Genomic DNA, 25,669 nt, shown 5'->3' with positions numbered 1-25,669 from the left:
GCGGGGGGGGGTGTCTGTGCGCAGGGCTGTGTCCGGGGGCGTCTCCGTGTCCGTGTCCGCTTCGGGTCCGGGTGTGGGTGCGGGTGTGGGTGCGGGTGCGGATCTGGTGCGGATCGGGTGCGGGCGGATCGGCCCGTACTACGGCAGACTGCTTGCAATTCCCTCTTGCGGGATAGTCTTTTCTGCTATGAAGAACAAGCCGTCGTACGCCATCGGCTCCGTCGACCACGCGCTGCATCTCGCGCAGGTGCTCCAGCAGGAGGGCCCGCTGCGCGTGACGGACGCGGCCGAACAGCTCGGGGTGTCCCGGTCCACGGCGCACAGGCTGCTGGCGATGCTCGTCTACCGGGACTTCGCCGAGCAGATCGACGACCGGCGCTACCGGGCGGGCCCGGTGCTGCGTCCGGCCGAAGTCTCCGAGGCGCCGGTGGCGTTGCTGCGCCGCGTCGCCCAGCCGCACCTGAGGACGCTGGTGGACAGGGTGGGGGAGACGGCCAACCTCGTCGTCCTCGCCGGTACGGAGGTGCGGTTCCTGGCGACCGTCGAATGCGACCGCGTCCTGCGCGTCGGCGACCGCGCGGGCCTCGCCCTGCCCGCGCACCTGGTGTCCGGGGGCAAGGTGCTTCTGGCGGCCCTGACGGAGGGGGAGTTGGAGCGGCTCTACGGGGAGTCCGTGGAGTACGGGCAGTCCGGGGAGTACGGGCAGTCCGGGGAGTACGGGGAGGAGCCGGCGGGGCCGGGCGAGGCGGGCGTGGACCTGAGGCGGCTGCGGCGCGAGCTCTCCCTCGTACGGAAACGGGGCTTCGCCATCAACGACGGGCTGACGGAGACGGGGCTGACGGCGGTCGGCATGGCGGTGCACGACCCCGAGGGGCACGCCGTCGCGGCGGTCTCCGTCGCCGCGCCGACCGCGCGCTTCGACAAGGACGTACTACCGGTGTGGGCGGCAGCGCTCTCCGCGTCGGTCACCCGTATCGCGCGCGACCTCACGGGCACGGCCGACGCGTAGCGGATGTGGACGACGCAGCCGACGCACGCGCCGTGCTCTGCGCCCCGCGGGGGTTACGCGCCGCAGCGCCGCGCGCCGCGCTCCGCGGGTTACGCGTTACGCCGCTTCGTTGAGGAAGTCCTGGAGGAGGCGGGTGAGGGAGCCGGGGGAGTCGATCCAGGGGTAGTGGCCCGTGCCCTTGAGCGTGTGCAGACGGGAGTTGGGGAAGGACTCCGCGACCGCTTCGCCCGCGCGCATGCCCGTCACCGCGTCGAGGTCTCCGGTGACGACGAGGACGGGCGTCTCGACGTGGCGCAGCCCGTCGAGTACGGCCTGGCGCGCCGGTTCGTCGACGCCCTGCCAGAAGCCCGCGCGGGGGACCGGGTTCAACTGGTCGCCCTCGGCGGCGGCGTGGGCACGCTGCGGCGCCTCCCAGCGTGCGTACGCCATCGGTGCGGCGCGCAGGAGCAGCGAGCGGATCTCTTCGAAGTCGGTCGCCTGGTCGAGGAGTTGGACGGCGGCGTGCGCGTCCACCCACCAGTCGCCGTCTTCCGCACGGGAGTTGAAGATCTCCCGTGCGTCGTCGGGGAGTTCGCCCTGGAGGCGGGAGCCCGGATTGAGCAGTACGAGGTGCGAGAGGCGGTCGGGGTGCGCGGCGGCGTACGTCTGCGCGGTGGCCGCCGCGGCGTCGTGCGCGAGAAGCGCGATCCGGTCGAGGCCGAGATGGCGGCGGAGCGCCTCCACGTCCTCCGCGAGACGCGGGAACGCGTACTCGCCCGGGTCGTCCGCCGCCGGGGAGTCGCCGGTGCCTCGCGCGTCGAGGACGATCAGCCGCCGGTACGCGCCGAGTCCGCCGAGGTCGCCGAGGTAGGCGGCGTCGCGTGCCGGACCTCCGGCGAGGCACACCAGCGGCGGGCGTTCCCGGCCCGGGGGATCGCCGCCGAGGAGGTGGTAGCCGATCCTGGCGCCGTCGTACGAGGAGAAGTGCGGCATACCCCTCAGCGTGCCCCAGACAGCGCCGCGCAGCCGTCACCCTGGCGCCGCCGGCGCCCTCGTCGCGTCGGCCCCGGCCGGGGGTGCGGGTCCCGGCGCGGCTCGCCCTCAGCCTTCGGCCGGGGCTCCCGACGCTGCGTCCTCGCCGGTCGTCGGTCGCCGGTCGCTGTCCGTTTCGGGTTCGGCCTCCGGTCACCGGCCTTCGGCCGTCGCCCTCCGGCCTGTCGGTCGCCTGTCGCGGGTTGTCTGTGGGCCTGTCCGGTTTCCGCTTCCGGCGCGGTCGTCGACGGTTTGCCCATGGGCCTGTCCGCTTCAGGTCTCCGGCCGTCAGGGCCGTCGCCGGTTGTCTGTCGGCCCGTCCGTCTCCGGTCTCCAACCCGGCGGTCCGGTTGCCGGGTTGGCTGTCTGCCCGTCGGCCGGGGGCTCACGACGCTGCGTCTTCGCCGGTAGCCGGTCGCTGTCCGTTTCGGGTTCGGCCTCCGGCCTCCGGTCATCGGCCTTCGGCCGTCGCCCTCCGGCCTGTCGGTCACCTGTCGCCGGTTGACTGTCGGCCCGTCCGTCTCCGGTCTCCGGCGCAGGGCGCTGCGTCCTCGCCGGTCGTCGGTCGCTGTCCGTTTCGGGTTCGGGCTCCGGTCATCGGCCTTCGGCCGTCGACCTCCGGCCTGTCGGTCGCCCGTCGCCGGTCGCCTGTCGGCCCGTCCGTCGGCGGCTCCTTCGATTCCGGCCTCCGGCCCGCCTGTTGCCGGTCTCCGGCCCGTCGACCGACGGGCCGACGTGTACCGCCTCCCCGGGGGTCCACGACCCGGCGGCGTCCGCGACCTACCGCTCGCCCGTGGCCCCGTCGTGCGGACGCGGCCCTAGGGCGAAAGGCCGACGTCGACGGCGCCGAAAGCCAGGTGCCGTGGCGGGCGCGTGGCCTTAGCGTGCCCCTATGACTGCCTCTGGAGACGAGCCCGGCGGGCCGCACCGGCCAGCGAGAGCGCACGGCGTGGACGCCGCGCACGGCGTACGGGCCGAGGAGGCGGGGGAGCACGGCGCGGCCGTGAATCCCGCGCGGGGCGGCGGCGGTTCGGCCGCCGTGGCGCCCGCACCGGCGGCCGTACCCGTGCCCGCACCGGCCGCGCCGCCCCCGGAGACCGGCGCGCGCCCCGGCAAGGAGAGCGTCCTCGGGCGCGGATACCTGGCGCTGACGCTCGGCATCGTCTCCGTCGTCTTCCTCATCGCCTTCGAGGCGACCGCCGTCGGCACCGCGATGCCCGTGGCCGCCGACGAACTCGACGGAGTCTCCGTCTACGCCTTCGCCTTCTCCGCCCTCTTCACCACGTCGCTGCTGGGCATGGTCGTCTCCGGTCAGTGGTCGGACCGGCGCGGGCCGCTGCCGCCGCTGGCATGGGGGATCGGATCGTTCGCGGTGGGGCTCGTGCTGTCCGGTACGGCCGTCGCGATGGGGGTCTTCATCCTCGGCCGGGCCGTGCAGGGCATCGGCGTCGGGCTCGTCATCGTCGCGCTGTACGTCACCGTCAGCCGCGCCTACCCGGAGCATCTGCGGCCCACCGTGCTGGCGTGCTTCGCCGCGGCATGGGTGGTGCCCGCCGTGGTCGGGCCGCTGATCGCGGGCTCCGTGACCCAGCACCTCGGCTGGCGCTGGGTGTTCCTCGGGATTCCGCTGCTGGTGGCTGTGCCGCTCGCGGTGATGCTGCCCGCGCTCCGGCGTGCGGCGTCGGGACCGCTGCCGGGCGGAGCGGGCACCGCGCCGGCCGACGGCCGCCGGCTGAAGTACGCGGTGGTGCTGGCCGCGGGCGCCGGACTGCTCCAGTACGCGGGACAGGAGCCGACCCTCCTCGCGGCGCTCCCGGCGGTGGCCGGTGCGGCGCTCCTCGTACCGGCGGCGCTGCGTCTCCTGCCGCGCGGGACGTACCGCGCCGCACGGGGTCTGCCCGCGGTCGTGCTGCTGCGCGGCATCGCGGCGGGCGGCTTCGTGGTGGCGGAGAGCTTCGTACCGCTGATGCTGGTCAGCCAGCGCGGGCTGTCCGTCACCATGGCGGGGCTGGCGCTGGCGGCCGGCGGGGCGACATGGGCGCTCGGCTCGTTCACACAGTCGCGGCAGCGGCTCGCGCCGTACCGGGAACGGCTCGCACGCGGCGGGATGGTGCTGGTCACGGGCGGCGTCGCATACGCCCCCCTGGCGCTGGAACAGGCCGTCCCCGTCTGGACGCTGGCCGTCGCGATGGCGCTCGCCTGCTACGGGATGGGCCTGGTCATCTCCTCCACGAGCGTGCTGCTGCTCCAGCTCTCCGCACCCGACGAGGCGGGGAAGAACTCGGCCGCGTTGCAGATGTCCGACAGCCTCTCCAACGTCGTCCTGCTCGCGGCGACCGGTGCGGCGTTCGCACTGTGCGGGGGCGGATCGGTCAGCGTCGGCGCCGCCGGAAGCGGCGGCGGCGCCGCGGCGGCGACGGCGGAGGGCAGACCTCTGGCCTTCGTCGCGGTCTACGCGGTGGCGGCAGTGGTCTGCGCGGCCGGCATCGGCGTCGCGGGACGGCTGCGGGTTCGGGGGTAGGGCAACGCGGGTGCGACGGTCATCCCGTGGCCTCGTGCTTCCCCGGGCGACCGGGACATCTCCTCGCCCCGTACGAGCCGCTCCCCGCCCGACCGGTCCGCATTCGTCCTGTTGGTACGCAGGGCCGGGTAGGGGGAATGTTCCACGGACCCAAAATCCGCTTATGGTTCGGCCATGTTCGACTCACGGCACATACGGACGTTCCACGAAGTGGTGCGGGCCGGTTCGTACTCGGCGGCGGCGCGGGCGCTCGGCTACACGCAGCCCGCGATCACGCAGCAGATGAAGGCCCTCGAACGGTCCGTCGGCACGCCCCTGTTCGTACGTGTCGGCAGGCAGATGCGGCTCACCGAGGCGGGAGAGGCCCTGCAACGCCACGCGGGCATCATCCTCGACCAGATCTCCGCCGCGCAGCAGCAGATGTCGGCGATCACCGGGCTGCGCGCCGGGAGGGTGCGCATGTGCGCGTTCCCCAGCGCCGGAGCGACCCTCGTGCCGGAGGCGCTGGCGCGGCTGGCGGCCGGACACCCGGGCGTGCGGGTCGAGTTGCAGGAGGCGGAGCCGCCGGACTCGATGCGCCGCGTCGCCGACGGCGAGTGCGACATCACCCTCGCCTTCACCTACCCCGGACTCCACGAGCAGGTGCCGGACGAGCTGGTCGAGATCCCGCTCATGGAGGACCAGTTGACCGTCCTGATGCCCACCGGGCACCCCATGGCGCGGCGCCGCGCGGTCCGGCTCGCCGAGCTGGCGGACGAACGCTGGATCGCCGGATGCCTGCGCTGCCGCGCCAACTTCCTGCACGAGTGCGCGGAGTTGGGCTTCGCCCCGGACGTGGCCTTCACCACCGACGACATCCTCGTCGTGCAGAGCCTCGTCGCCGAGGGGCTCGGCATCGCGATGATGCCGGGGCTCGTGCTCTCCTTCCTCGTCCACCGCAAGGTCACCGGCCGCGCGCTGGACCCGGCCTCGCGCCGCCAGGTCTCCGCGTACGTGCTGCGCGAGCACCTCGACATCCCGGCGACCGCGCTCGTGCTGGACGAGCTGAAGACCGCCGCCGCGAACCGCGTCGGGTGCTGACGAGCCCCGCGGGCAGCGTGCCCGGCGCCGCCCGAAGTCCCTGTCCATAAGCGGCGTTTGGAGTACGGCCAACAAACCGTCGTTGGACGTGATGGATCGGCGGCGTCACGCTGCGGACATGGCCACCTCGACGCAGCACCGCACCGCGGAGACCTCCGCCCGCACCGCGCCCCGTACGACGGCGCGGCTCGACGCCCTCGTCGCGGACGTGCGCGAGGTGGTGGGCCGCGGGATGGCGCCGGACGTCACGGCCTATCTCGTCGGCGAGAAGCTCGCACCGCACCTCGGTGCCGACGCCGCCGCCGGTAGCGGCGGCGCGGACCGGCTCCTCACGCCCGAGCAGTACGAGGGCGACCCGGACCGCTACCGCCAGCATCTGCTGCACGCCGAGTCCGACGGCAGCTTCTCCGTCGTCGCGCTGGTGTGGATGCCCGGGCAGTGCACGCCTGTGCACGACCACGTCTCGTGGTGCGTGACCGGAGTGCACCAGGGCGAGGAACACGAGCGGCGCTACCGGCTGCTGCCCGCGGAGGAACCGGGCGGCAGGGCGCGGCTCGTGGCCACCGAGGACGTCGTCAACCCCGTCGGCGCGGTCTGCGGCTTCGCCCCGCCCGGCGACATACACAAGGTGTGGAACGGCTGCGCCGACAAGGCGGTTTCCCTCCACATCTACGGCGCGGACGTCTCCCGCCTGGGCAGCAGCGTGCGGCGCGTGTACGAGCTGCCGGCGGACCGCTGATGGCGCTGCTGTGGGACCGGCCGTCCACGTCCGCCTCCACCTCGCCCTCCACCTCGCCCTCCACCTCGCCCTCCGACTCCCTCTCCGACTCCCTCTCCGACCCGACGGCCGCCTCGGCGGCCGGTTCGACGTCCACGGCCGCGTCCTCTCCGGGCCGCCCGGCCCGTTCCGCGGCACCCGCGGCACCCGCGGCGCGCACGAGCAGGCTGCCCGGACTGGCTCTGGCGGCGCTCGGCGTCGCCGCGGCCGCCGCCGTACATCTCGCGCTGCCCGCCGTGCCGAAGCTGACGGCGGCCGTCGTCCTCGGCGTACTGGCCGCGCATCTCCCGGGCGTGCGCACGCTGGTGAGCGGCGTGGCACGCCCCGGGCTCTCGCTCGCCGGCAAGCGGCTCATGCGGCTCGGAGTCGTGCTGCTCGGGCTGAAGCTGAGCCTCGGCGACATCGCCGGGCTCGGCTGGGCGACGGTCGCCATGGTGCTCGGCGTCGTCGCGGCGACCTTCTCCGGGACGCTGTTGCTCGGCAGGAGGCTCGGACTCCCCGGCGACCAGCCGCTCCTCATCGCGACGGGCTACTCGATCTGCGGCGCCTCCGCGATCTGCGCGGTCAGCGAGGTGCGGGAGAGCGAGGAGCGTGACGTCGCCACGTCCGTCGCGCTCGTGACGCTCTGCGGCACCCTCGCGATCGCCGTACTGCCGCTGCTGCACCACCCGTTGGGCCTGGACGCCGCGCAGTTCGGGCGGTGGGCCGGGGCGGGCGTGCACGACGTCGGGCAGGTCGTCGCCACCGCCCAGACCGCGGGCCAGCACGCACTGGGCCAGGCGGTGCTGGTGAAGCTCATGCGCGTGGCGCTGCTGGCGCCGCTGGTGGCGGCCATGGTGCTGGCGGTACGGGCACGGAGCGCGCGGCGGCACGGCTCCTCAGGCAGTGCCGCCGGTACAGCCACCCGTACAACTGCCGGCACTGCCGCCGCTACCGGCGGCGGCAAGCAGAGCCGGCGCCCGCCGCTCGTCCCGCTCTTCGTGCTCGGCTTCCTCCTCATGGTCGCCGTCCGCACGACCGGACAGCTCCCCGCAAGCGCCCTCGGCCTCGCGGACACCGTCCAGGAACTCCTCCTCGCCGCCGCCCTGTTCGGCCTCGGCAGCGCCGTGCACCTTCCCACCCTCGCCCGTACGGGAAGCAGGGTCGCCGTGCTCGGCCTGTGCTCGTGGATCGTCATCGCGGGCGCGTCGTACGGCGGCGTGCTGCTCACCACATGACGTGCGCGACGCCGCTCTGAGCCGTACGTCCCGGCCTCCCCCAGCGTCCCGCCTGGGCCCAACTCGGGCCCAACTCCCGTACACACAGGCGGAATACGGCGGAAACCAGACTCGCCGGGGAGGCTGTCACCGGCCGCCGGTAGGCTGAACCGGCCTCGCCTGAACGCGTACGGCAACGCGTACGACCAGCGCGCAGAACGAGGCGCAGACCACCCGCGGGACACCCCGCGGAACAACGCTACGACCGCGCCGGCCGACCCCTTCGGAGCCCGTGACTACCAGCACTTCCTCCACCAGCCACCACCTGTCGCCCGCCTTCCCCGGCCGCGCCCCCTGGGGCACGGCCGGCAAGCTGCGCGCCTGGCAGCAGGCGGCGATGGACGCGTATCTCCAGCGGCAGCCGAGGGACTTCCTCGCGGTCGCCACGCCCGGTGCCGGGAAGACGACGTTCGCGCTCACCCTCGCCTCCTGGCTGCTGCACCACCACGTCGTGCAGCAGGTGACCGTCGTCGCGCCCACGGAGCATCTGAAGAAGCAGTGGGCGGAGGCCGCGGCGCGCATCGGCATCAAGCTCGACCCGGACTACAGCGCGGGCCCGCTCAGCAAGGAGTACCACGGCGTCGCGGTGACCTACGCGGGCGTCGGCGTGCGGCCGATGCTGCACCGCAACCGCGTCGAGCAGCGCAAGACCCTCGTCATCCTCGACGAGATCCACCACGCCGGCGACAGCCGCTCGTGGGGCGAGGCCTGCCAGGAGGCGTTCGAACCGGCCACCCGGCGGCTCGCGCTCACCGGCACGCCGTTCCGCTCCGACACCAACCCGATCCCGTTCGTCGAGTACGCCGAGGCGCCCGGGAGTTCGGACGGCGTGCGCCGCTCCGTCGCCGACTACACCTACGGCTACGGCAACGGGCTCGCCGACGGCGTCGTGCGGCCCGTCATCTTCCTCTCCTACAGCGGCAACATGCGCTGGCGCACCAAGACCGGCGACGAGATCGCCGCGCGCCTCGGCGAGCCCATGACCAAGGACGCCGTCTCACAGGCCTGGCGCACCGCGCTCGACCCGCACGGCGAGTGGATGCCCTCCGTGCTGAGCGCCGCCGACCGGCGGCTGAGCGAAGTCCGCAAGGCGATTCCCGACGCGGGCGGCCTGGTGATCGCCAGCGACCAGGACTCGGCGCGTGCGTACGCGAGGCTCCTCCGCGACGTCACGGGCGCCCGGGCCACGGTGGTGCTCTCCGACGACAGCGGCGCCTCGAAGCGCATCGAGGACTTCCGCAACTCCGACGACCGCTGGATGGTCGCCGTCCGCATGGTCTCCGAGGGCGTCGACGTCCCGCGCCTCGCGGTCGGCGTCTACGCCACGACGATCTCCACGCCGCTCTTCTTCGCGCAGGCCGTGGGCCGGTTCGTGCGGTCCAGGCGGCGCGGCGAGACGGCGTCGGTGTTCCTGCCGACCATCCCCGCGCTGATGACGTTCGCGCACGAGATGGAGGTCGAGCGCGACCACGTACTCGACAAACCGAAGAAGTCCGCCGAGGACGACCCGTACGCGGAAGAGGCGGATCTTCTCAAGGAAGCCGAACGCGAGCAGGACGAAGACACCGGCGAGCAGGACGAACTGCCCTTCGAGGCCCTGGAGTCGGACGCGGTCTTCGACCGCGTCATGTACGACGGCGCCGAGTTCGGCATGCAGGCCCACCCCGGCAGCGACGAGGAGCAGGACTATCTGGGCATCCCCGGACTGCTGGAGCCCGACCAGGTGCAGACCCTCCTCCAGAAGCGGCAGGCACGGCAGATCGCCCACAGCAGGAAGAAGCCGGACTCCGAGGCCGACCTGCTGGAACTGCCCGCGGACCGGCGGCCCGTCGTCACCCACAAGGAACTGCTGGAGCTGCGCAAGCAGTTGAACGGGCTCGTCGGGGCGTACGTCCACCAGAGCGGCAAGCCGCACGGGGTCGTCCACAACGAGCTGCGGCGGGTCTGCGGGGGGCCGCCGAGCGCGGAGGCGACCGCGGGGCAGATCGAGGCGCGCATCGCGAAAGTGCGGGAGTGGGCGACGCGCATGCGCTGACGGCGCTCCGCGCGCGGCCGGGCGGTGTGCGGCATCGCGGCATCGCGGCGGCGCGACGCCGCGATGCCGGGTGCGCCCCTGGTTGTGCTCGGAGTTGCGTGACGTGGCGGGGAGTGTCCCGTTCCCGCGCCCTTCACGCCCCGTACGCGCACACCGGACGACATCGGGACCGACCTGAACGAAACCGAGCACGAAAGCATTCGCTCGTGACCGGATTCTGGACAGGCTCTTCCGCTCAGCGGAGTCGTTTCGCTAAGTTTCGACGTCACAGCGCGATCCCGGCCACGGCTACGCCCCCACCGGAGCCGCCCCCACTGACCAGAGGAGAGGAGCGCGTCGTGACTGCGGAGACCTCTCAGACGCTCGACCGGGGACTGCGCGTCCTCAAGCTGCTCGCCGACACCGATCACGGGCTGACCGTGACGGAGCTGTCGAACAAGCTCGGCGTCAACCGCACCGTCGTCTACAGGCTGCTCGCCACGCTGGAGCAGCACGCCCTCGTACGGCGCGACCTGGGCGGACGCGCCCGCGTCGGGCTCGGCGTGCTGCGGCTGGGCAGGCAGGTGCATCCCCTCGTACGGGAGGCCGCGCTGCCCGCGCTGAGGTCGCTGGCCGAGGAGGTCGGGGCCACGGCGCACCTGACCCTGGTCGACGGCACGGAGGCGCTCGCGGTGGCCGTCGTCGAGCCGAGCTGGACGGACTACCACGTGGCGTACCGCACGGGCTTCCGCCACCCCCTCGACAAGGGCGCCGCGGGCCGGGCCATCCTCGCGGGGCGCGGGCCCGACAGCGAGCTGGGCCCGGGCTTCGTGCTCACGCACGGCGAGCTGGAGGCGGGCGCCGGCGGTGCCGCCGCCCCGGTGCGGGGCGTGACCGGCATCGAGGGCAGCGTGGGCGTGGTGATGCTGACGGACGCCGTTCCGCCGCAGGTGGGGGAGCGCGTGGTGCGGGCCGCCCAGGAAGTGGCCGACGCGCTGCGCTGACCGCGCCCGGGGCCGTCGTCCCCTCCCGGCCTCGCGGCCCGGCCGCGCACGGCCACCGCCCCGGCGACCGCTGGACGGGCAGCCCCTCCGCGGTTGTTAGGTTGCCTGTCGTGACGACACCCGCCCCTGATTCCTCTCTCCGCTCACTGCTCGCCGTGCTCACTCTGCGACGGCTGCCGCCGCGCCGGCGCACGCTCGTCCTCTGTGCGCTTCCGCTGGTCGCGCTGTTCGCGGTGACTGCCCTCGCGCCGCTGCCGTTCGCGCTGGCGCAGCCCGGCCTCACCGCGAACGTGATCGGTGACAGCAAGAACAAGCCCGTGATCACCGTGACAGGCGAGAAGGGGCAAGTGCGGAAGGACGACGGCAAGCTGCTGCTGACGACGATCGCCGCGACGCCGCCGGGCGCTTCGGTGCATCTGCCGACGGTCGTCGAGAGCTGGTTCCGTACGGACAGGGCGGCGATGCCGACCGAGGCGGTCTACCCCGTCGGCGAGACCATCGGCGAGGTCGAGGCGCACAACAAGGCCGAGATGCGGCAGTCGCAGAACGCCGCGATCAAGGCCGCGCTGCGGCAGCTGCACAAGTCACCGCGGAACGTACGGGTTTCGCTGCGCCTCGCGGACGTCGGCGGCCCGAGCGCCGGGCTGTTCTTCTCGCTCGGCATCGTCGACAAGATCGACGGCGACGGCAGGGGCGGCGGCCTCACCGGCGGCCGGATCGTCGCGGGCACCGGAACCATCAAGGCGGACGGCACGGTCGGCCCCGTCGGCGGTGTGCCGCTGAAGACGAAGGCGGCGAAGCGGGACGGCGCGAGCGTGTTCCTCGTGCCGCGCGCCGAGTGCGCCGACGCGAAGGCGGAGCAGCCGAAGGGCCTGCGCCTCGTACCGGTCGACACGCTCGGCGGGGCAGTGAAGTCGCTCACGGCGCTCAAGAACGGCGGCCGGGTGCCCGCCTGCTGAACAGCCCCTGGCTCGGCGGGCGTTGACGTAGTGCCGAACAGCCCCTGGTTCAGCCTGTCTTGATGAAGCCCTTCGAGACGAGCCAGTCCTTGGCGACGTCGTGCGGGTCCTGGCCGTCCACGTCGACCTTCGCGTTGAGCTTCTGCGCCGTCTTGTTGTTCAGCGCCTTGGTGACGGGCGCGAGCAGCCCGGCGATCTGCGGGTGCTCCTTCATCGTCGCGCTGTTCATCTCGGGCGCGACGTTGTAGTTCGGGAAGAACTTCCTGTCGTCCTCCAGGATCTTCAGCTTCAGCGCGGGGATGCGGCCGTCGGTCGCCGCGATCGCACCGAAGACGCACGGCTTGCCGTGTGCGGTCTGGGTGTAGACGACGCCGCCCGCCATCTTGTGGATCTGCCCCGCGGGGAAGCGCATGCCGTACTTCTTCGCCATGCCCTTCAACCCGTCCTGGCGGGAGGCGAATTCGTTCTCGACGCAGATGCTCGCCGCGTTCGGGTTCTTGCGCGACAGCTCGGCGACGTCGGAGAGCGTCTTCGTGCCGTACTCCTTCTGCAACTTGTCGCTGACGACGAGCGCGTAGGTGTTGTCGAGCGTCGAGGGCGCGAGCCATTCGACGCCCTTCGCCCGGTCCTCCTTCCGTACGGCACGCCACTGCTCGACGGGGTCGGGCACGGGCTTGGTGTGACCGAGGTAGGTGATCCAGGACGTGCCCGTGTACTCGTACATGCCGTCCGCCGTGCCGGTCTCGACGGCCGAGCGCGCGCCGATGGAACCCTGCACGGCGGTGCGGTCGACGACGTCGGCCCCCGCGGCGCGGAAGATCAGCCCCATGATCTTGCCGAGGATGATCTGCTCGGTGAACTCCTTGGAGGTGACGGTCAGCTGGGCGCCCTTGAGGGGCTGCCCCGCGCCCACCGTGCCCGGCCGCACCTTGTCGCTCAGCGGACTGCCGCTGACCAGGCCGCAGCCGCTCAGCGTCCCCGTCAGCGCGAGGGCCGCCGTGGCGGCGGCGAGTGCGTACGTACGCCCGAACCTGCGCATCAGGACGTTCCCTCCAAGCCGCGGGGACGCAGCAGCAGTTCGACGAGTGAGGCGATCCAGTCGACCAGCAGGGCCAGCGCGACGGTGAGTATCGAGCCGAGCATCAGCACGGGCATGCGCTGGTTGGTGATGCCGGACGAGATCAGATCGCCGAGTCCGCCGCCGCCGATGAAGGTGGCGAGCGTGGCGGTGCCGACGTTGAGGACGAGCGCGTTGCGGATTCCCGCGAGTATCAGCGGTACGGCCAGCGGCAGTTCGACCTTCGCCAGCACCCCGAGCGAGGACATCCCGATGCCCTTGGCGGCCTCCGTCAGACCCGGGTCGATGTTCCGCAGCCCCGTGATGGTGTTGGCCAGCACGGGCAGCACCGCGTAGACGACCATGCCGACGACCGCGGTGCCCTGGCCGATGCTGAGCCAGAAGACCAGCAGCACGAGCAGCCCGAGGGAGGGGATGGCCTGCCCCAGGTTCGCCACCGCCATGGCCACCGGTGCCGCCTTGCGCAGCATGGGACGGGTCAGGGCGATGCCCAGCGGTATCGCGATGATCAGCACGAAGAACGTGGAGACGACCGTCATCTCGACGTGCTGGCGCACGCGCAGCGCGACGTTGCCGCCCGCGATGGAGTTGCGCGCGATCGTGTCCAGCTGCGCGCCCTGGAACCACAGCCAGGTGCCGAGCAGTACGAGCGCGAGCACGCCCGGCAGGATCGTCAGCTTCTGCCAGGTGAGCCGGTCGCGAAGCCGTTCACCGGACGCCGCGGCACCGGCGGCGCGCCCCGCGGACGGCGCCGGTGCCCCGCCGGGCGGGGCCTGTCGGGCCTGCGCTGCCGATTCCTGCTGCGCCGGATCCTGTTCTGCCTGTGCCAGTTGTACGGGGGCTTCCGCTGCCGGTGCCGGTACCTGCCGGGCCTCCGCCTCCGCCTCCGTTGCGGCGCCGTCTTGCGATCCGCCGCCGCTCGTTCCGCCGGTCGCCCCGCTCACGATGTAAGGCCCTCCTGCGCCGCGTAGGTGCGCCTGGCCCGCGCCTCGCCCACGCTGTGCCGGTGCTCGATGGCCTCCAGCCGGTCGGCGTCCAGCAGGTCGTGCACGCGGTTCATCAGCGTCTCCAGGTCGACGACGCCGGTGTACTCGCCGCGCCTGCCGGTCACCGCGACACGGCCTCCGCTGTCGGTGAGCACCGCCTCCAGCGCGTCGCGCAGCGTCGCGTCGCGCGTGACGGTGTCGTGCACGAGCGTGCCCGCGCGGGCCAACGAGCCCTTGGCGTGGGTGAGATCGCCGCGCCGCAGCCACTTGTACGGGCGCTGCTTCGGGTCGAGCAGCAGCACCTCGTTCGTCGTACCCGTGGAGAGCATCTCCGAGATCCTCTCCACGGGCTCCTCGACGGTGGCGGTGGGGACGTCGACGATCTCCACGTCCCGTACGCGCGTGAGGTTGAGCCTCTTGAGCGCCGCGCCCGCGCCGACGAAGCCGGAGACGAAGTCGTCGGCGGGGTTGGTGAGGATGGCCTCCGGGGTGTCGAACTGCGCGATGTGCGACTGCTCGCGCAGTACGGCGATGCGGTCGCCCAGCTTGATGGCCTCGTCGAAGTCGTGCGTGACGAAGACGATGGTCTTGCGCAACTCGTGCTGGAGCCGGATCAGTTCGTCCTGAAGATGGTCGCGCGTGATGGGGTCGACGGCGCCGAACGGCTCGTCCATCAGCAGCACCGGCGGATCGGCCGCCAACGCCCGTGCGACGCCGACGCGTTGCTGCTGCCCGCCCGAGAGCCGCCGCGGGTAGCGGCCCTGGAACTCCCCGGGGTCCAGGCCCACGAGGTCGAGCATCTCCTCCACCCGCGCCTTGATCCTCGTCTTCGGCCAGCCGAGCATCTTCGGCACCTGCGCGATGTTCTGCGCGACGGTCATGTGCGGGAAGAGTCCGGACGACTGGATCGCGTAGCCGATCGTGCGGCGCAGCCGGACCGCGTCGATGCCGGTGACGTCCGCGTCGTCGATGCGGATGCGCCCCGAACTCGGCTCGATCAGCCGGTTGATCATCTTCAGCAGGGTCGACTTCCCGCACCCCGACGGCCCGACGAGGACGACCGTCTCGCCCGCCTTGATCTCCAGGCTGACGTCGTCCACGGCGGGCGCCGCCGAGCCGGAGTAGCGCTTGGTGAGTGCCTCCAGGCGGATGGTCGCGCCGCTGGCGCCGGAGCCGGACGATGCGGATGTCTCAGGCACGTATCCCCCTCGGGGTGGTCAGGCGTCCGACGACGACGTACGCGCCGTCGAAGAGCAGGGCGAGCACGACGATGCCGAGAGTCCCGGCGAGCACCTGGTTGAGGGCGTTGGCGCTCCCGAGGGAGGCGACGCCGCGGAAGATCGAGTTGCCCAGGCCGGGGCCCGAGGCGAAGGCGGCGATCGCAGCGATGCCCATCAGCATCTGCGTGGAGACGCGGATGCCGGTGAGGATCGGCGGCCAGGCCAGCGGCAGTTCGACCTTGAGGAGCTGCCTGGTGCGTGACATGCCGATGCCGCGCGCCGCGTCGATCAGATCCGGATCGACGCCGCGCAGACCGACGATCGCGTTGCGGACGATGGGCAGCAGCCCGTACAGCACCAGCGCGACGACCGTCGGCGCGACGCCGAGCCCGACGAGGGGGATCAGCAGACCGATCAGCGCCAGCGACGGCACGGTCAGGATCGTCGCACCGGCCGTGGTGGCCAGATCCCCCAACCACTCGCTGCGGTAGGTCAGTACGCCGATCGCGACGCCGAGCACGGCCGCGACCACCATGCACTGGAACACCGCGCTCGCGTGCTGGAGGGAATCCGCCAGCAGCTGGACGTGGCGGTTGCCGAGATACTCCCAGAAGCTCACTCCGGTACCCCTCGCGTCGTCAATGCCTCACGCCTCTCCGTCCGTTCCCGCCCGTCGCGTGCGCGGCGCCGCACGCTCTTGTGCCCGCCGGAGGCGGAATGACGCGTCACAAGTCGATGACGGGCGCACGGAGTTCGGCGCGGACGCGCGGAGTCCGGCGCGTGACGGCGGCGGGCCAGCGGAGTCAGCGGGCCGGCGGGCCAGTCGGTCAGCGGGTCACCGCACCGGCTCCGCGCCGCCGGCCGCGCTCCCCGCTGCGTTCCCCGCCGGGTCCCCGGCCGCGCCCGCGGCCTGGCGGACGAGCGGCACGATCCTCAGCGGCACCGGGTTCTCCATGACGATCGCCGTCGAGGCACGCACGATGCCGTCGAAGCCCACCACGCGGTCGATCACCCGCTGGAGGTCCGCGTTGGACCGCGCGACGAGGCGGCAGAGCATGTCCCCGTGGCCCGTCGTCGTATGCAGCTCCAGCACCTCCGGCACGGAGTCCAAGTGCGCCCGTACGTCCGGGCCTTGCCCCTGCTTGATCTCCAGGGTGGCGAAGGCGGTGACCGGGTAGCCGATCGCCGCCGGATCGACGTCCGGCCCGAAGCCGCGGATCACGCCGGCCGTCCTGAGGCGCTCCAGCCTCGCCTGCACGGTGCCGCGCGCCACCCCGAGCCGCCGGGACGCCTCCAGCACACCGATCCTCGGTTCGTCCGCGAGCAGTTCGAGAAGCCGTCCGTCGAGCCGGTCGATACCCACAGGTTCCCCTTCAGTGACCGTTACAGAGACCGATTTCCTGAGCACCTTGTACAGATCGTCCGGCGTATGCGGCATATGACTGGTCAAGGTGCTCAGCGAATACGTGAAGTATTGCGCACCTTGTGGAACGGGAGGAGCCTTGAGACATGACTGAGACCACCCACACAGCCCCCGCTGCGACGCCTCACGAGGGCCCCCGGCAAGCCGACCACTTCCCGGTGAAGGGCATGGACGCGGTCGTCTTCGCCGTCGGCAACGCCAAGCAGGCCGCCCACTACTACTCCACGGCGTTCGGCATGAAGCTCGTGGCCTACTCCGGACCGGAGAACGGCAGCCGCGAGACCGCCGCCTACGTCCTCGAATCGGGCGCGGCCCGCTTCGTCTTCACCTCCGTCATCAAGCCCTCGACCGACTGGGGCCGCTTCCTGACGGAGCACGTCGCGGCACACGGCGACGGCGTCATCGACCTGTCCATCGAGGTTCCGGACGCGCGCGCCGCGTACGAGTACGCGATCGCCCAGGGCGCCACCGGCCTCGTCGAGCCGCACGAGGAGAAGGACGAGCACGGCACGGTCGTACTGGCGTCCATCGCCACCTACGGCGAGACGCGGCACACGCTCGTCGAGCGTTCCGGCTACACCGGCGCCTATCTGCCCGGCTACGTCGCGGCACAGCCGATGGTCGAGCCCGGCAAGCGCAACTTCCAGGCCATCGACCACTGCGTCGGCAACGTCGAACTCGGGCGGATGGACGAGTGGGTGGCCTTCTACAACAAGGTCATGGGCTTCACGAACATGAAGGAGTTCGTGGGCGACGACATCGCGACCGAGTACAGCGCGCTGATGTCGAAGGTCGTCGCCGACGGCCACCGGAAGGTGAAGTTCCCGCTGAACGAGCCCGCGGTGGGCAAGAAGAAGTCACAGATCGACGAGTACCTGGAGTTCTACGGCGGCGCCGGCGTCCAGCACATCGCCCTCGCCACGAACGACATCGTCGCGACGGTACGGGCGATGCGCGCCGCGGGAGTGCGCTTCCTGGACACCCCGGACTCGTACTACGACACGCTCGGCGAGTGGGTCGGCGAGACCCGCGTGCCGCTGGAGACGCTGCGCGAGCTGAAGATCCTCGCCGACCGCGACGAGGACGGCTACCTGCTCCAGATCTTCACCAAGCCGGTCCAGGACCGTCCGACCGTCTTCTTCGAGATGATCGAGCGGCACGGCTCGATGGGCTTCGGCAAGGGCAACTTCAAGGCGCTCTTCGAGGCGATCGAGCGGGAGCAGGACAAGCGCGGCAACCTCTGACATTTTCTGAAATCTGTCATCTGTCAGCCGTCATCTGCTGTCTGTCATCTGTTTCCAACCGCTGACCGACACCCCTGCACACCCCCGCACGCCCACCGCACCACGCACCCCTCGCACCCGCCGCGTCCGCCCGCACCGCCCGGCCTTCCCGGCGGTGCGGGCAGGTGCGACGCTGAGTCCATGAGCGAGTTGATCCAGCGCCTCGGGGACGGCCTGCCCGCGGACGCCGTACTCACGGACCCCGATGTGACCGGCTCCTACGCCCGCGACATGGCCGACTTCTGCGCCGCCGGCACGCCCGCCGCCGTCGTGCTTCCCCGCGCCGTCGAAGAGGTGCAGCACGTGATGCGCACCGCGACGGCGCTGCGCGTCCCGGTCGTCCCGCAGGGCGCCCGCACCGGGCTGTCGGGTGCGGCGAACGCCTCCGACGGCTGCATCGTGCTGTCGCTGATCCGCATGGACCGGATCCTGGAGATCAGCCCCGCCGACCGCATCGCCGTCGTCGAGCCGGGCGTCGTCAACGCGGCTCTCTCCCGCGCGGTGGGCGAGTACGGCCTCAACTACCCGCCCGATCCCAGCAGTTGGGAGCAGTGCACGATCGGCGGCAACATCGGCACCGCCGCGGGCGGTCTGTGCTGTGTGAAGTACGGCGTCACGGCCGAGTACGTGCTCGGCCTCGACGTCGTGCTCGCCGACGGCCGCCTGATGTCCACGGGTCGCCGCACCGCCAAGGGCGTCGCCGGCTACGACATGACGCGGCTGTTCGTCGGCTCGGAGGGCACCCTCGGCGTCGTCGTACGCGCCGTGCTCGCGCTCAGGCCGCAGCCGCCCGAACAGCTCGCGCTGGCCGCCGAGTTCCCCTCCGCCGCCGCGGCGGGCGACGCGGTCTGCCGGATCATGGAGAGCGGACGTGTGCCGTCGCTGATGGAGCTGATGGACCGCACGACGCTGCGCGCCGTCAACGCCCTGACCCACATGGGGCTTCCGGAGTCCACCGAGGCGCTGCTGCTCGCAGCGTTCGACACGCACGACCCAGGCGCCGACCTCGCCGCCGTGGGCGAGCTGTGCGAGGCGGCGGGCGCGAGCCAGGTCGTACCGGCGGAGACCCCCGCCGAGTCCGAGCTGCTGCTCCAGGCGCGCCGCAGCGTGCACTGGGCGCTGGAGGCGCTGCCGGGGACGACGATGATCGACGACGTGTGCGTGCCGCGTACGAAGCTGGCCGGAATGCTGGAGGGCACCGCGGCCATCAGCGAGAAGTACGGCCTGACGATCGGCGTCTGCGCGCACGCCGGCGACGGCAACACCCACCCGACCGTCTGCTTCGACCCGGACGACGAGGACGAGACGCGCCGCGCGCACGAGGCGTTCGACGCCATCATGGCGCTCGGCCTGGAACTGGGCGGCACCATCACCGGCGAACACGGCGTGGGCACCCTCAAGAAGGAGTGGCTGGCCAGGGAACTAGGACCGGTGGGGCTGGAGATGCAGCGCGGCATCAAGCAACTCCTCGACCCACTGGGCCTGTTGAACCCGGGCAAGCTCTTCTGATCCCGGGACCCCAGACCCCGGCGCCGGGCCCCTCAGCGCGGCAGCGGCTGCGGCAGCGGTTCGAGCAGCCTGCGCGGAGTCCGCAGGGCGCGGTCGACGGGGTCGGCGGGCTCGGGGTCGGCGCCGGGCCCCGGCCGCATCTCGACGTCCTCGGGGGCGATTCCCTGTCCGCACTCGGGGCAGCGGCCCCCGTCGTCGAGCCGCACGGCGCACTCCGCGTGCAGGAAGTCCCGGCGGCTGCCGCGCTCGGCGCCGTAGTGCTCCTCGCCCCACACGGCCAGCGCGTACACCGCCGGCCACAGCCGCCTGCCCTTGGCCGTCAGTACGTACTCGTCGCGCGGCGGCGAGGTCTGATAGCGGACGGTCTCCAGGATCCGGGCGTCGGTGAGGGTGCGCAGGCGTGTGGAGAGCACCGCGCGCGGCATGCCCAGGTGCGTGAGGAAGTCGTTGTAGCGGCGCACGCCGTAGAACGCGTCGCGGACGATCAGCAACGTCCAGCGCTCGCCGACCAGTTCGAGGGTGCGGGCGAGTGAGCAGCTCTGCGCCGCGTAGTCCTTCCCCAGTGCCATGACGTCAGCCTAGCAAGCAGTAGGTTCAGTGAAAGAATCCTGTGGTTCATTCACTGAACTCACGCTGCTAGGGTGCCCGCCATGACTGTAAGTTCAGTGAATGAACCCTCGGGGGTGCCGTCGGCCCCGGAGGCGCCTCCCGCGCACAGGCCCGCCGCCACCCTCGCGGTCACCACCTCCGTGACCTTCCTGGTGCTCATGGACTACACGGCGCCGATGACCGTGCTGCCCGACATGACCGCCTCCCTCGGCACCGGCCTCAGCGGCCAGGCGTGGCTCCTCAACGGCATCGCCCTCGGGCTCGCGGCCACGCTGCTCGTCGCCGGCAGCCTCGCCGACGACTACGGGCGCAAGCGCGTCTTCGTCCTCGGGACCCTCGCCCTCGCCGTCACCATGGCGCTCGGCGCGGCGGCCACCGGCACGCTCGCCTTCACGCTCGCCCGCGTCGCCCAGGGCGCCGCGAGCGCGGCCGTCATCGCCGCCAGCCTCGGCCTCATCGCCCACGCGTTCCCCTCCGGTACGGGACGCGTGCGGGCCACCGCGCTGTGGGGAGCCTCGCTCAGCGGCGGCATCGCGGCGGGCCCGCTGGTCTCCAGCGGTCTCAACGTGCTGAGCTGGCGCGCCTGTTACCTGGCCCTGGCGTGCGCCGCGCTGCTCGCCGCCCCCGTCGCGGTGCGCACCCTGCGCGAATCCCGCGACCGCCGCCCGGGCCGCCCCGACGTGCTCGGCGCGGTCACGCTGGGCCTCGCCCTCTCGGCGCTGTTCGCGGCGCTCACCGTCGGACGCGACGGCTGGCTGCGGCCCGCCGTGTGGGGGCTGCTGGCCGCCGCCGTGGCGCTGGGCGCGGTCTTCGTCGCGGTCGAACGGCGCAGCTGCGCACCGATGATCGACCTCGCCCTCTTCCGCCGCCCGCTCTTCCTCGTCGGCACCGGCGGGGCGCTGTTCACGGGCCTCGCCGTCATCGGGCTGTTCAGCTACGCACCGACGCTGCTCCAGCAGACCGTCGGGCTCTCCCCGCACGCCACCGCGTGGCTGCTGGCGCTGTGGTCCGGTACGGCGCTGCTGACGGCCGCCCAGTCCCGGCGCCTCGTGCACCGGCTGGGAGCGCGGCACCAACTCGCCGCCGGTTTCCTGCTGTCGGCGCTCGGCATGGCGGCGCTGCTCGGCGCGGCGGGCGGCGGCTCATGGGGCCGCCTGCTGCCGGGGCTCTTCGTCGCGGGGGTGGGCGTGGGCCTGCTCAACGCGGCGCTGCCGCGGCTCGCCGTGGAGAGCGTGCCGCCCGAGCGGGCCGCCATGGGCTCGGGCGCCAACAACACCGCCCGCTATATCGGTTCGGCCGCGGGTGTGGCCCTCACGGTCGCGGTCAGTACCGCCCACCGGGACGGGGACCCGCTGCGCGCCCTCGCCGCCGGCACCGACCGCGCGCTGCTCGTCGCGTGCGGGCTGGCGATCGCCGGGGCGGCGGCCGTACTGGCGCTGCGCGAGAAGCCGCTCGGGCAGCCGGGCTCGGGAACGGAGAAGCCGGGAACGGAGAAGCCGGGAACGGAGAAGCGGGGAACGGGAACACGGGATACAGCAAGCGGCAACTCACCGCAGGACGGGGCACGTTCACGCTCAACGCACATTCGCCGGATCGGGTGAAAGACGGAGGGAGAATCAGCTCACGCCTCGGCGTCGCCCGCCTCGTCGGACTGCGAGGGGTCGCTGAGGCAGACCCCGTCGCCGTAACGTCCGGCCATCAGCAGCTCCGTCAACGCCGCGTCCACACCTAGCACTTCGCTCTCGCTGCCCGCCGGGACGGCCCGCAGCGTACGTTCCAGCCAGCCGGAGACCACGCCCGACGGGGTCTCCAGCAAGGCGTCGCCGTCCGGAGAGGAGAGCGCCACGCAGATCACGTCGCGGTCGCGCACCTTCGCGGGCCACACGCGCACGTCCCCTTCGCCGCAGGGCCGGAAGACGCCCTCGACCAGCAACTCGCGGGCGAAGGTCCAGGTGACGGGCGCACCGGCGCCGACGTGGAACGCGATGTGCGCGGCGTACGGATCGTCCGCGCGATAAGTGAGACGCGCCAGTACGGGGAGGCTGCGCTCGGGCGAGAGCACCAGCCGGATCTCGAGCTCGCATTCGACGACGAGGTTCATCGGACCGCCCTTTCGTGATCCCGTGATCAGTCGCGCAGCCTGTCTGGCGTTGCACTGAAGAGGGCCCAGGCCGTGGCCGGTTACGCGTGTCCGCGCCATTCTCCCTTCCGGGGAGGCCGCGCGCGTCCACTTCCGGCGGGGCGAGTCGTGCGCCCTGCCGGGGTAGATGTGGACACTACGCCTCACGGTTGCGCCGCGCCGCTCAACTGCCGAGTAGCACTGTGTGAGTCCGCATCGCGGGACGTGACAGGCGGCGAGGAGCCGAGCCGAACCGTCCGCGATGTCCGGGCCGTTCGGCGCGGGACACCGCCGCGCAAGCCGCCGCCGCGCCCGTCTCGTCCGCAACTCGCCCGTCTCGTCCGGTCGTCGCGCGCCGCGAGGCCCGTCTCCGGTCGGTCCGCCGTACGGTCTCCGTCCGGTCTCCGTCCGGTCTCCGTACGGTTCTCGTCCGCGAAGTGCCGTTGGGCGTCCGCGCGGTGGGCAAGTCGTCACCCCCGTCTGGTAGATGTGGAGACTACGATTCACGGTTGCTCCCCCTGGCACCGCCGGGAGGCGCCCCAGCCGCGCCGCGCCTGCACGGGCGTCCCGCGGAGCACATACGTCACAAGACGACACGACGGTCGAACAGATACGGGACCTGGACACTATGAGCGCGCCCCTCTCAGGATCCTCCGGCGGCAGCCCCGCCCCTGGCTTCTATCCGGATCCGTCCATCCCCGGCTACATCCGTTACTGGAACGGTTCTTCGTGGGTGCCCGGCACCAGCCGCCCCGAGCCGCAAGAGGGCGAGCCGATGCCCACCCCGCCGTCCTCCGCCGCGGCGTCCTCGGCGGTCGCTCCGCCGACCCGAGAGGAGCCCGCCCCGGCCGAGGAGACCGGGCCGGTCTTCCTCGACGAGGAGACGGACGGCGGCGGCCCGCAGGCACAGGTGCCCGCCGCGCGCAGCAGTGACTCGCCGCTTCCCGAGGTGCGCCCGCGCGGCGAGGTCGCGCCTGCCTCGGGGGCCATCGACTGGGACGACCCGAGCCGCCTGCACGGGCAGCGCCCCGAACCGGCGTCGGCCTGGCAGGCGGACGCCGCGCGGCAGACCGGCTTCGCCGGGCAGAGCGAGGAGCGCGTCTCCTGGGGCCGCGGGGAGAGCGGCGACGAGGGCGCAGGGGGCGTCGCCGGCACGGCGGGCGACCCTCGCGGCGGCTGGGGACGACCCGCGGACGAGGGCCCCTCACAGGGGTTCGCGGAGGGGCTTACGGACGGTGTGGACGCCGGCGCGGCGGCCGCGTCTCCGGGCACCCCGCGTTCCCCGCACTTCCCGGAGGCTCCCGGCTCCGCGGACTCCCCGGGCTCCGCGGGCTCGCCGCCCCGTGACGGCACCTTCCAGATGCGCGCGATGAGCCCCGAGGCGTTCGGGCAGGCGGCGCGGGAGGCCGCGGGCGGCCCCACGCAACAGCCCGAGCACACCGTCGGCCTGCGGCGCTCCGATGTGGCGACGCCCGACGCCGGACAGAGCGCGCCGCCCTCGACTCCGTCGCCGCCCTCGGCTCCCTCCTCGCCCTCGACTCCGTCGCCGCCCTCGGCTCCGTCCGTCCCGGGCCAGGGTGCCCACGCTCAGCCGCAGGCTCCGGGGCAGCCGCAGGTTCCCGCTCAGCCCCAGGCACCGGCGCAGCACCAGGTGCCGGGGCAGCCGCACGCCCAGCAGCAGGGCACCGCACCGCCGGGCGCCCAGCAGCAAGGGGCCGTGCCCGGTCAGGGCGCCGCCCAGCCGTCGTGGGCCCAGCAGGTCCACGACCTGGCCGGCGGCGCCTCCGGTGAGGCCCCCGCCGCACACGGTGCGCAGGGTGCGCCCGGCGCGGAGCCGGTCATCCCGTGGCGCCCGCCGACGGCGGACCCCTTCCAGTCCGCACAGCGAGAGGCGCGCCCCGCCGCCCTGGGCAAGCGCTTCGGCGCCCGCCTGGTCGACGGAGTGCTCACCGCAGCCGTGGCCGTCGCCGCGGCGTTCCCCTTCGCGGGCCAGGCAGTCGACCACGTCCAGGGGAAGATCGACGCCGTGCGGGACGCGGGGGAGACCAAGACCGTCTGGCTGATCGACGGCACCACCGGCGTCTATCTCGCCGTCGTCCTCGGCGCCCTGCTGCTCTTCGGCCTGCTGTACGAGGTGCTGCCCACGGCACGCTGGGGCCGCACCCTGGGCAAGAAGATGTTCGGCGTGCGGGTGCTGACCATGGAGCAGCAGGACAAGCCGGGCTTCGGCAGCGCCTTCAAGCGCTGGCTCACGTACGGCGTGCTGTCGGCCCTGGTGATCGGCGTGTTCAACGTGCTGTGGTGCGTCTTCGACCGCCCCTGGCGGCAGTGCTGGCACGACAAGCTTGCGGGCACCTTCGTCTCCGGGGACTCCGGCGAGATCCGCCTCTGAGCCGGCGATGCGCCACTGACAGCCGGGCCCGCCGTGCGCCCTGTGTGCCCCTCGTGCGTCACCCCGATGACGCCCGCCGGGTGCGAGGCCGCCCGGGCCGCGGTCCACTCGGCGCATGAGTACGGATCAGCCCGGCGGCGACCACGACCCGTTCCGCAAGAAGGAGCCCCACGAGGGGAGCCAGGAGCCGCCCGCATACGGCGACCCGGCCGGTCCGTACGGCGCACCGCCCCCACCGCCGGCCGGCGGCGAGGACCCGTACGGCGCCGGTCCGTACGGCGGCGCCGGAGGCCGGTATGGCGGCGGCCCGTACGGCTCCAATCCGTACGGAGACATGGCGGGAGCCACCGATCCCCTCGCGGGCATGCCGCCGCTCGCCTCACGCGGCAGGCGCCTGCTCGCGCGGATCGTCGACGCGCTGCTGATCGGCATTCCCGTCGGTCTCATCATGGGGTTCGCGCAAGGGGGTTGGGGGACGGACGGCAACGGACGCACGTACGGCCAGCAGGCGGTCTACACGCTCGTCTACCTGGTCTACGAGGGGCTGATGCTCACCAACTCCGGGCAGACGGTGGGCAAGAAGCTGATGCGGATCCGGGTCGCCCTGCTCGCCGACGGCACGGTGCCGCGCGGAGCGCCGGGCTGGCTCCGTTCGGCCGTCTACCATCTGCCGCCGCTGGTGCCGTGCGTCGGGTTCCTCTTCTGGCTCGTGAACGTGCTGTTCTGCACGTGGGACAAGCCGTACCGGCAGTGCCTGCACGACAAGGCGGTCAAGACCGTGGTGGTCGCCGCCGATTGACGTCATCCGGCGCGTTCCGGCCTCTGCGGCCTCGCCCGTGCGGCGAACGAACTCCCGCCGTACTCAGGAACGCAGCGAGGGCTCCGCCACGCGCCCCGCGTTCCGTACCGCGGCCGCGTCGTGCCGCGCGTGGATGCGGGACGGCGAGGGCGAGGAGGTCCGCGTGCGCACCGCGCCGGCGCGTGCCCGGAAGCCCGTACGCGCGGCACGGGCCGTCCGCACCCCCGGAGCCGTGAGCGCCACCAGCACACCGGCCGCGAGTGCGACCACCGCGATCAGCGCGACTCCCGGCCCCGAACGGGCCTGGGAGAGCAGGAGCATGGCGAGGGTCGAGAAGACGACGGTGGCCGAACCGTAAGCGAGCTGTGCGGGGGTCGGACGCGGCATGGCGTGATCCGTCCTCGGGAGACATGTCGGGAGTGGGGCCGTCGGTCGAGCCGGCACAACGGCACGGAGTGCCTGTCGATGTGACTCTACGGTCCGGGATTCCCGGACGGACACCACGGTAAGCGTGAGCCCGCCCACGTCGAAGTCGCACAGGGGGCGCACGGTCGCACAGCCGCTGATCGTCCCAATGGGCGGACGCACAGGGCCGCTTGAACCCTCCCGAATCTGTGTA

At 72.6% G+C, this 25,669-nt stretch carries 22 protein-coding genes; 13 read left to right on the top strand and 9 right to left on the bottom strand.

The annotated features are described in order from the left end of the window. The first annotated feature begins 187 nt into the window (after positions 1 to 187). A complete protein-coding gene (locus QQM67_RS21020) occupies positions 188 to 1,009 on the top strand; it encodes an IclR family transcriptional regulator (protein ID WP_314175522.1) in 822 nt (273 codons plus the stop codon). Between the two features lie 96 nt (positions 1,010 to 1,105). Here QQM67_RS21020 and QQM67_RS21015 read toward each other — a convergent pair whose 3' ends face one another. Continuing rightward, entirely contained in the window at positions 1,106 to 1,981 is an 876-nt protein-coding gene (locus QQM67_RS21015; protein ID WP_314175521.1) for an alpha/beta fold hydrolase, read from the bottom strand. Positions 1,982 to 2,912: 931 nt separating this feature from the next. Between QQM67_RS21015 and QQM67_RS21010 the strand changes: the two genes are divergently transcribed. The 7 genes from QQM67_RS21010 (at position 2,913) to QQM67_RS20980 (ending at position 11,632) form a co-directional block, all read left to right on the top strand. Continuing rightward, positions 2,913 to 4,541 (top strand): MFS transporter, encoded by a 1,629-nt coding sequence (locus QQM67_RS21010; RefSeq protein WP_314175520.1) that lies wholly within the window; start codon positions 2,913 to 2,915, stop codon positions 4,539 to 4,541. Between the two features lie 174 nt (positions 4,542 to 4,715). Further along, positions 4,716 to 5,621, top strand: a complete 906-nt coding sequence (locus tag QQM67_RS21005; protein WP_314175519.1) for a LysR family transcriptional regulator — start codon at positions 4,716 to 4,718, stop codon at positions 5,619 to 5,621. 118 nt (positions 5,622 to 5,739) lie between these two features. After that, positions 5,740 to 6,360 (top strand): cysteine dioxygenase family protein, encoded by a 621-nt coding sequence (locus QQM67_RS21000; RefSeq protein WP_314175518.1) that lies wholly within the window; start codon positions 5,740 to 5,742, stop codon positions 6,358 to 6,360. 221 nt (positions 6,361 to 6,581) lie between these two features. Next, entirely contained in the window at positions 6,582 to 7,616 is a 1,035-nt protein-coding gene (locus QQM67_RS20995) for a putative sulfate exporter family transporter (RefSeq protein ID WP_399067303.1), read from the top strand. Positions 7,617 to 7,887: 271 nt separating this feature from the next. Further along, positions 7,888 to 9,690, top strand: a complete 1,803-nt coding sequence (locus tag QQM67_RS20990; protein ID WP_314175516.1) for a DEAD/DEAH box helicase — start codon at positions 7,888 to 7,890, stop codon at positions 9,688 to 9,690. A gap of 338 nt (positions 9,691 to 10,028) precedes the next feature. Continuing rightward, on the top strand, positions 10,029 to 10,673 hold the full coding sequence (locus QQM67_RS20985) for an IclR family transcriptional regulator (RefSeq protein ID WP_314175515.1): 645 nt from the start codon (positions 10,029 to 10,031) through the stop codon (positions 10,671 to 10,673). A gap of 164 nt (positions 10,674 to 10,837) precedes the next feature. Beyond that, the gene (locus QQM67_RS20980) at positions 10,838 to 11,632 is read left to right on the top strand and encodes a S16 family serine protease (protein WP_314175641.1); all 795 of its coding nucleotides are present in this window, start codon (positions 10,838 to 10,840) and stop codon (positions 11,630 to 11,632) included. 49 nt (positions 11,633 to 11,681) lie between these two features. Here QQM67_RS20980 and QQM67_RS20975 read toward each other — a convergent pair whose 3' ends face one another. The 5 genes from QQM67_RS20975 to QQM67_RS20955 form a co-directional block, all read right to left on the bottom strand. After that, entirely contained in the window at positions 11,682 to 12,671 is a 990-nt protein-coding gene (locus QQM67_RS20975; protein ID WP_314175514.1) for a glycine betaine ABC transporter substrate-binding protein, read from the bottom strand. Continuing rightward, positions 12,671 to 13,540 carry an ABC transporter permease subunit gene (locus QQM67_RS20970; RefSeq protein WP_399067300.1) on the bottom strand — a complete coding sequence of 290 codons (870 nt, stop codon included), beginning with the start codon at positions 13,538 to 13,540 and terminating at the stop codon, positions 12,671 to 12,673. Before QQM67_RS20970 ends, QQM67_RS20975 begins: the two co-directional genes overlap by 1 nt. Before the next feature lie 110 nt (positions 13,541 to 13,650). Beyond that, entirely contained in the window at positions 13,651 to 14,895 is a 1,245-nt protein-coding gene (locus tag QQM67_RS20965) for an ABC transporter ATP-binding protein (protein WP_314175512.1), read from the bottom strand. Continuing rightward, positions 14,888 to 15,535 (bottom strand): ABC transporter permease, encoded by a 648-nt coding sequence (locus QQM67_RS20960; protein WP_314175511.1) that lies wholly within the window; start codon positions 15,533 to 15,535, stop codon positions 14,888 to 14,890. The genes QQM67_RS20965 and QQM67_RS20960 overlap by 8 nt, the downstream gene beginning before the upstream one ends. 216 nt (positions 15,536 to 15,751) lie before the next feature. Beyond that, a complete protein-coding gene (locus QQM67_RS20955) occupies positions 15,752 to 16,279 on the bottom strand; it encodes an Lrp/AsnC family transcriptional regulator (RefSeq protein WP_314175510.1) in 528 nt (175 codons plus the stop codon). A gap of 146 nt (positions 16,280 to 16,425) precedes the next feature. On the opposite strand from QQM67_RS20955, the gene hppD reads away from it, so the two are divergent. Together hppD and QQM67_RS20945 are read left to right on the top strand one after the other, a co-directional pair. After that, positions 16,426 to 17,583 carry a 4-hydroxyphenylpyruvate dioxygenase gene (gene hppD, locus QQM67_RS20950; RefSeq protein WP_314175509.1) on the top strand — a complete coding sequence of 386 codons (1,158 nt, stop codon included), beginning with the start codon at positions 16,426 to 16,428 and terminating at the stop codon, positions 17,581 to 17,583. Between the two features lie 180 nt (positions 17,584 to 17,763). Then, positions 17,764 to 19,131: an FAD-binding oxidoreductase gene (locus tag QQM67_RS20945; RefSeq protein ID WP_314175508.1), complete on the top strand. Its 1,368-nt coding sequence runs from the start codon at positions 17,764 to 17,766 to the stop codon at positions 19,129 to 19,131. Positions 19,132 to 19,163: 32 nt separating this feature from the next. Here QQM67_RS20945 and QQM67_RS20940 read toward each other — a convergent pair whose 3' ends face one another. Further along, positions 19,164 to 19,700 (bottom strand): winged helix-turn-helix transcriptional regulator, encoded by a 537-nt coding sequence (locus tag QQM67_RS20940; protein WP_314175507.1) that lies wholly within the window; start codon positions 19,698 to 19,700, stop codon positions 19,164 to 19,166. Between the two features lie 81 nt (positions 19,701 to 19,781). Here QQM67_RS20940 and QQM67_RS20935 point away from each other — a divergent pair, with 81 nt between their 5' ends. Next, a complete protein-coding gene (locus tag QQM67_RS20935; RefSeq protein ID WP_314175506.1) occupies positions 19,782 to 21,341 on the top strand; it encodes an MFS transporter in 1,560 nt (519 codons plus the stop codon). Positions 21,342 to 21,361: 20 nt separating this feature from the next. On the opposite strand, the gene QQM67_RS20930 is transcribed toward QQM67_RS20935, so the two are convergent. After that, on the bottom strand, positions 21,362 to 21,841 hold the full coding sequence (locus QQM67_RS20930) for an SsgA family sporulation/cell division regulator (protein WP_314175505.1): 480 nt from the start codon (positions 21,839 to 21,841) through the stop codon (positions 21,362 to 21,364). Between the two features lie 646 nt (positions 21,842 to 22,487). Between QQM67_RS20930 and QQM67_RS20925 the strand changes: the two genes are divergently transcribed. Together QQM67_RS20925 and QQM67_RS20920 are read left to right on the top strand one after the other, a co-directional pair. After that, positions 22,488 to 24,251 (top strand): RDD family protein, encoded by a 1,764-nt coding sequence (locus QQM67_RS20925; RefSeq protein WP_314175504.1) that lies wholly within the window; start codon positions 22,488 to 22,490, stop codon positions 24,249 to 24,251. 115 nt (positions 24,252 to 24,366) lie between these two features. Then, positions 24,367 to 25,050: an RDD family protein gene (locus QQM67_RS20920; RefSeq protein WP_314175503.1), complete on the top strand. Its 684-nt coding sequence runs from the start codon at positions 24,367 to 24,369 to the stop codon at positions 25,048 to 25,050. A gap of 63 nt (positions 25,051 to 25,113) precedes the next feature. On the opposite strand, the gene QQM67_RS20915 is transcribed toward QQM67_RS20920, so the two are convergent. Continuing rightward, complete coding sequence (locus QQM67_RS20915) at positions 25,114 to 25,437, bottom strand: hypothetical protein (protein ID WP_314175502.1); 324 nt, start codon at positions 25,435 to 25,437, stop codon at positions 25,114 to 25,116. Between the last annotated feature and the right edge of the window lie 232 nt (positions 25,438 to 25,669).

It is taken from the genome of Streptomyces winkii, from assembly GCF_032248595.1.
Taxonomy (GTDB): Bacteria; Actinomycetota; Actinomycetes; order Streptomycetales; family Streptomycetaceae; genus Streptomyces; species Streptomyces winkii.
Note: the sequence above shows the minus strand (reverse complement) of the source record. Positions and strands in the feature narration are given on the sequence as shown.

Bases quoted from the DNA above. Each gene is read 5' to 3' on its own strand.
- QQM67_RS21020 (WP_314175522.1), top strand. From the start codon at position 188: ATGAAGAACAAGCCGTCGTACGCCATCGGCTCCGTCGACCACGCGCTG.
- QQM67_RS21015 (WP_314175521.1), bottom strand. From the start codon at position 1,981: ATGCCGCACTTCTCCTCGTACGACGGCGCCAGGATCGGCTACCACCTC.
- QQM67_RS21010 (WP_314175520.1), top strand. From the start codon at position 2,913: ATGACTGCCTCTGGAGACGAGCCCGGCGGGCCGCACCGGCCAGCGAGA.
- QQM67_RS21005 (WP_314175519.1), top strand. From the start codon at position 4,716: ATGTTCGACTCACGGCACATACGGACGTTCCACGAAGTGGTGCGGGCC.
- QQM67_RS21000 (WP_314175518.1), top strand. From the start codon at position 5,740: ATGGCCACCTCGACGCAGCACCGCACCGCGGAGACCTCCGCCCGCACC.
- QQM67_RS20975 (WP_314175514.1), bottom strand. From the start codon at position 12,671: ATGCGCAGGTTCGGGCGTACGTACGCACTCGCCGCCGCCACGGCGGCC.
- hppD (WP_314175509.1), top strand. From the start codon at position 16,426: ATGACTGAGACCACCCACACAGCCCCCGCTGCGACGCCTCACGAGGGC.
- QQM67_RS20945 (WP_314175508.1), top strand. From the start codon at position 17,764: ATGAGCGAGTTGATCCAGCGCCTCGGGGACGGCCTGCCCGCGGACGCC.
- QQM67_RS20940 (WP_314175507.1), bottom strand. From the start codon at position 19,700: ATGGCACTGGGGAAGGACTACGCGGCGCAGAGCTGCTCACTCGCCCGC.
- QQM67_RS20935 (WP_314175506.1), top strand. From the start codon at position 19,782: ATGACTGTAAGTTCAGTGAATGAACCCTCGGGGGTGCCGTCGGCCCCG.
- QQM67_RS20930 (WP_314175505.1), bottom strand. From the start codon at position 21,841: ATGAACCTCGTCGTCGAATGCGAGCTCGAGATCCGGCTGGTGCTCTCG.
- QQM67_RS20925 (WP_314175504.1), top strand. From the start codon at position 22,488: ATGAGCGCGCCCCTCTCAGGATCCTCCGGCGGCAGCCCCGCCCCTGGC.
- QQM67_RS20920 (WP_314175503.1), top strand. From the start codon at position 24,367: ATGAGTACGGATCAGCCCGGCGGCGACCACGACCCGTTCCGCAAGAAG.
- QQM67_RS20915 (WP_314175502.1), bottom strand. From the start codon at position 25,437: ATGCCGCGTCCGACCCCCGCACAGCTCGCTTACGGTTCGGCCACCGTC.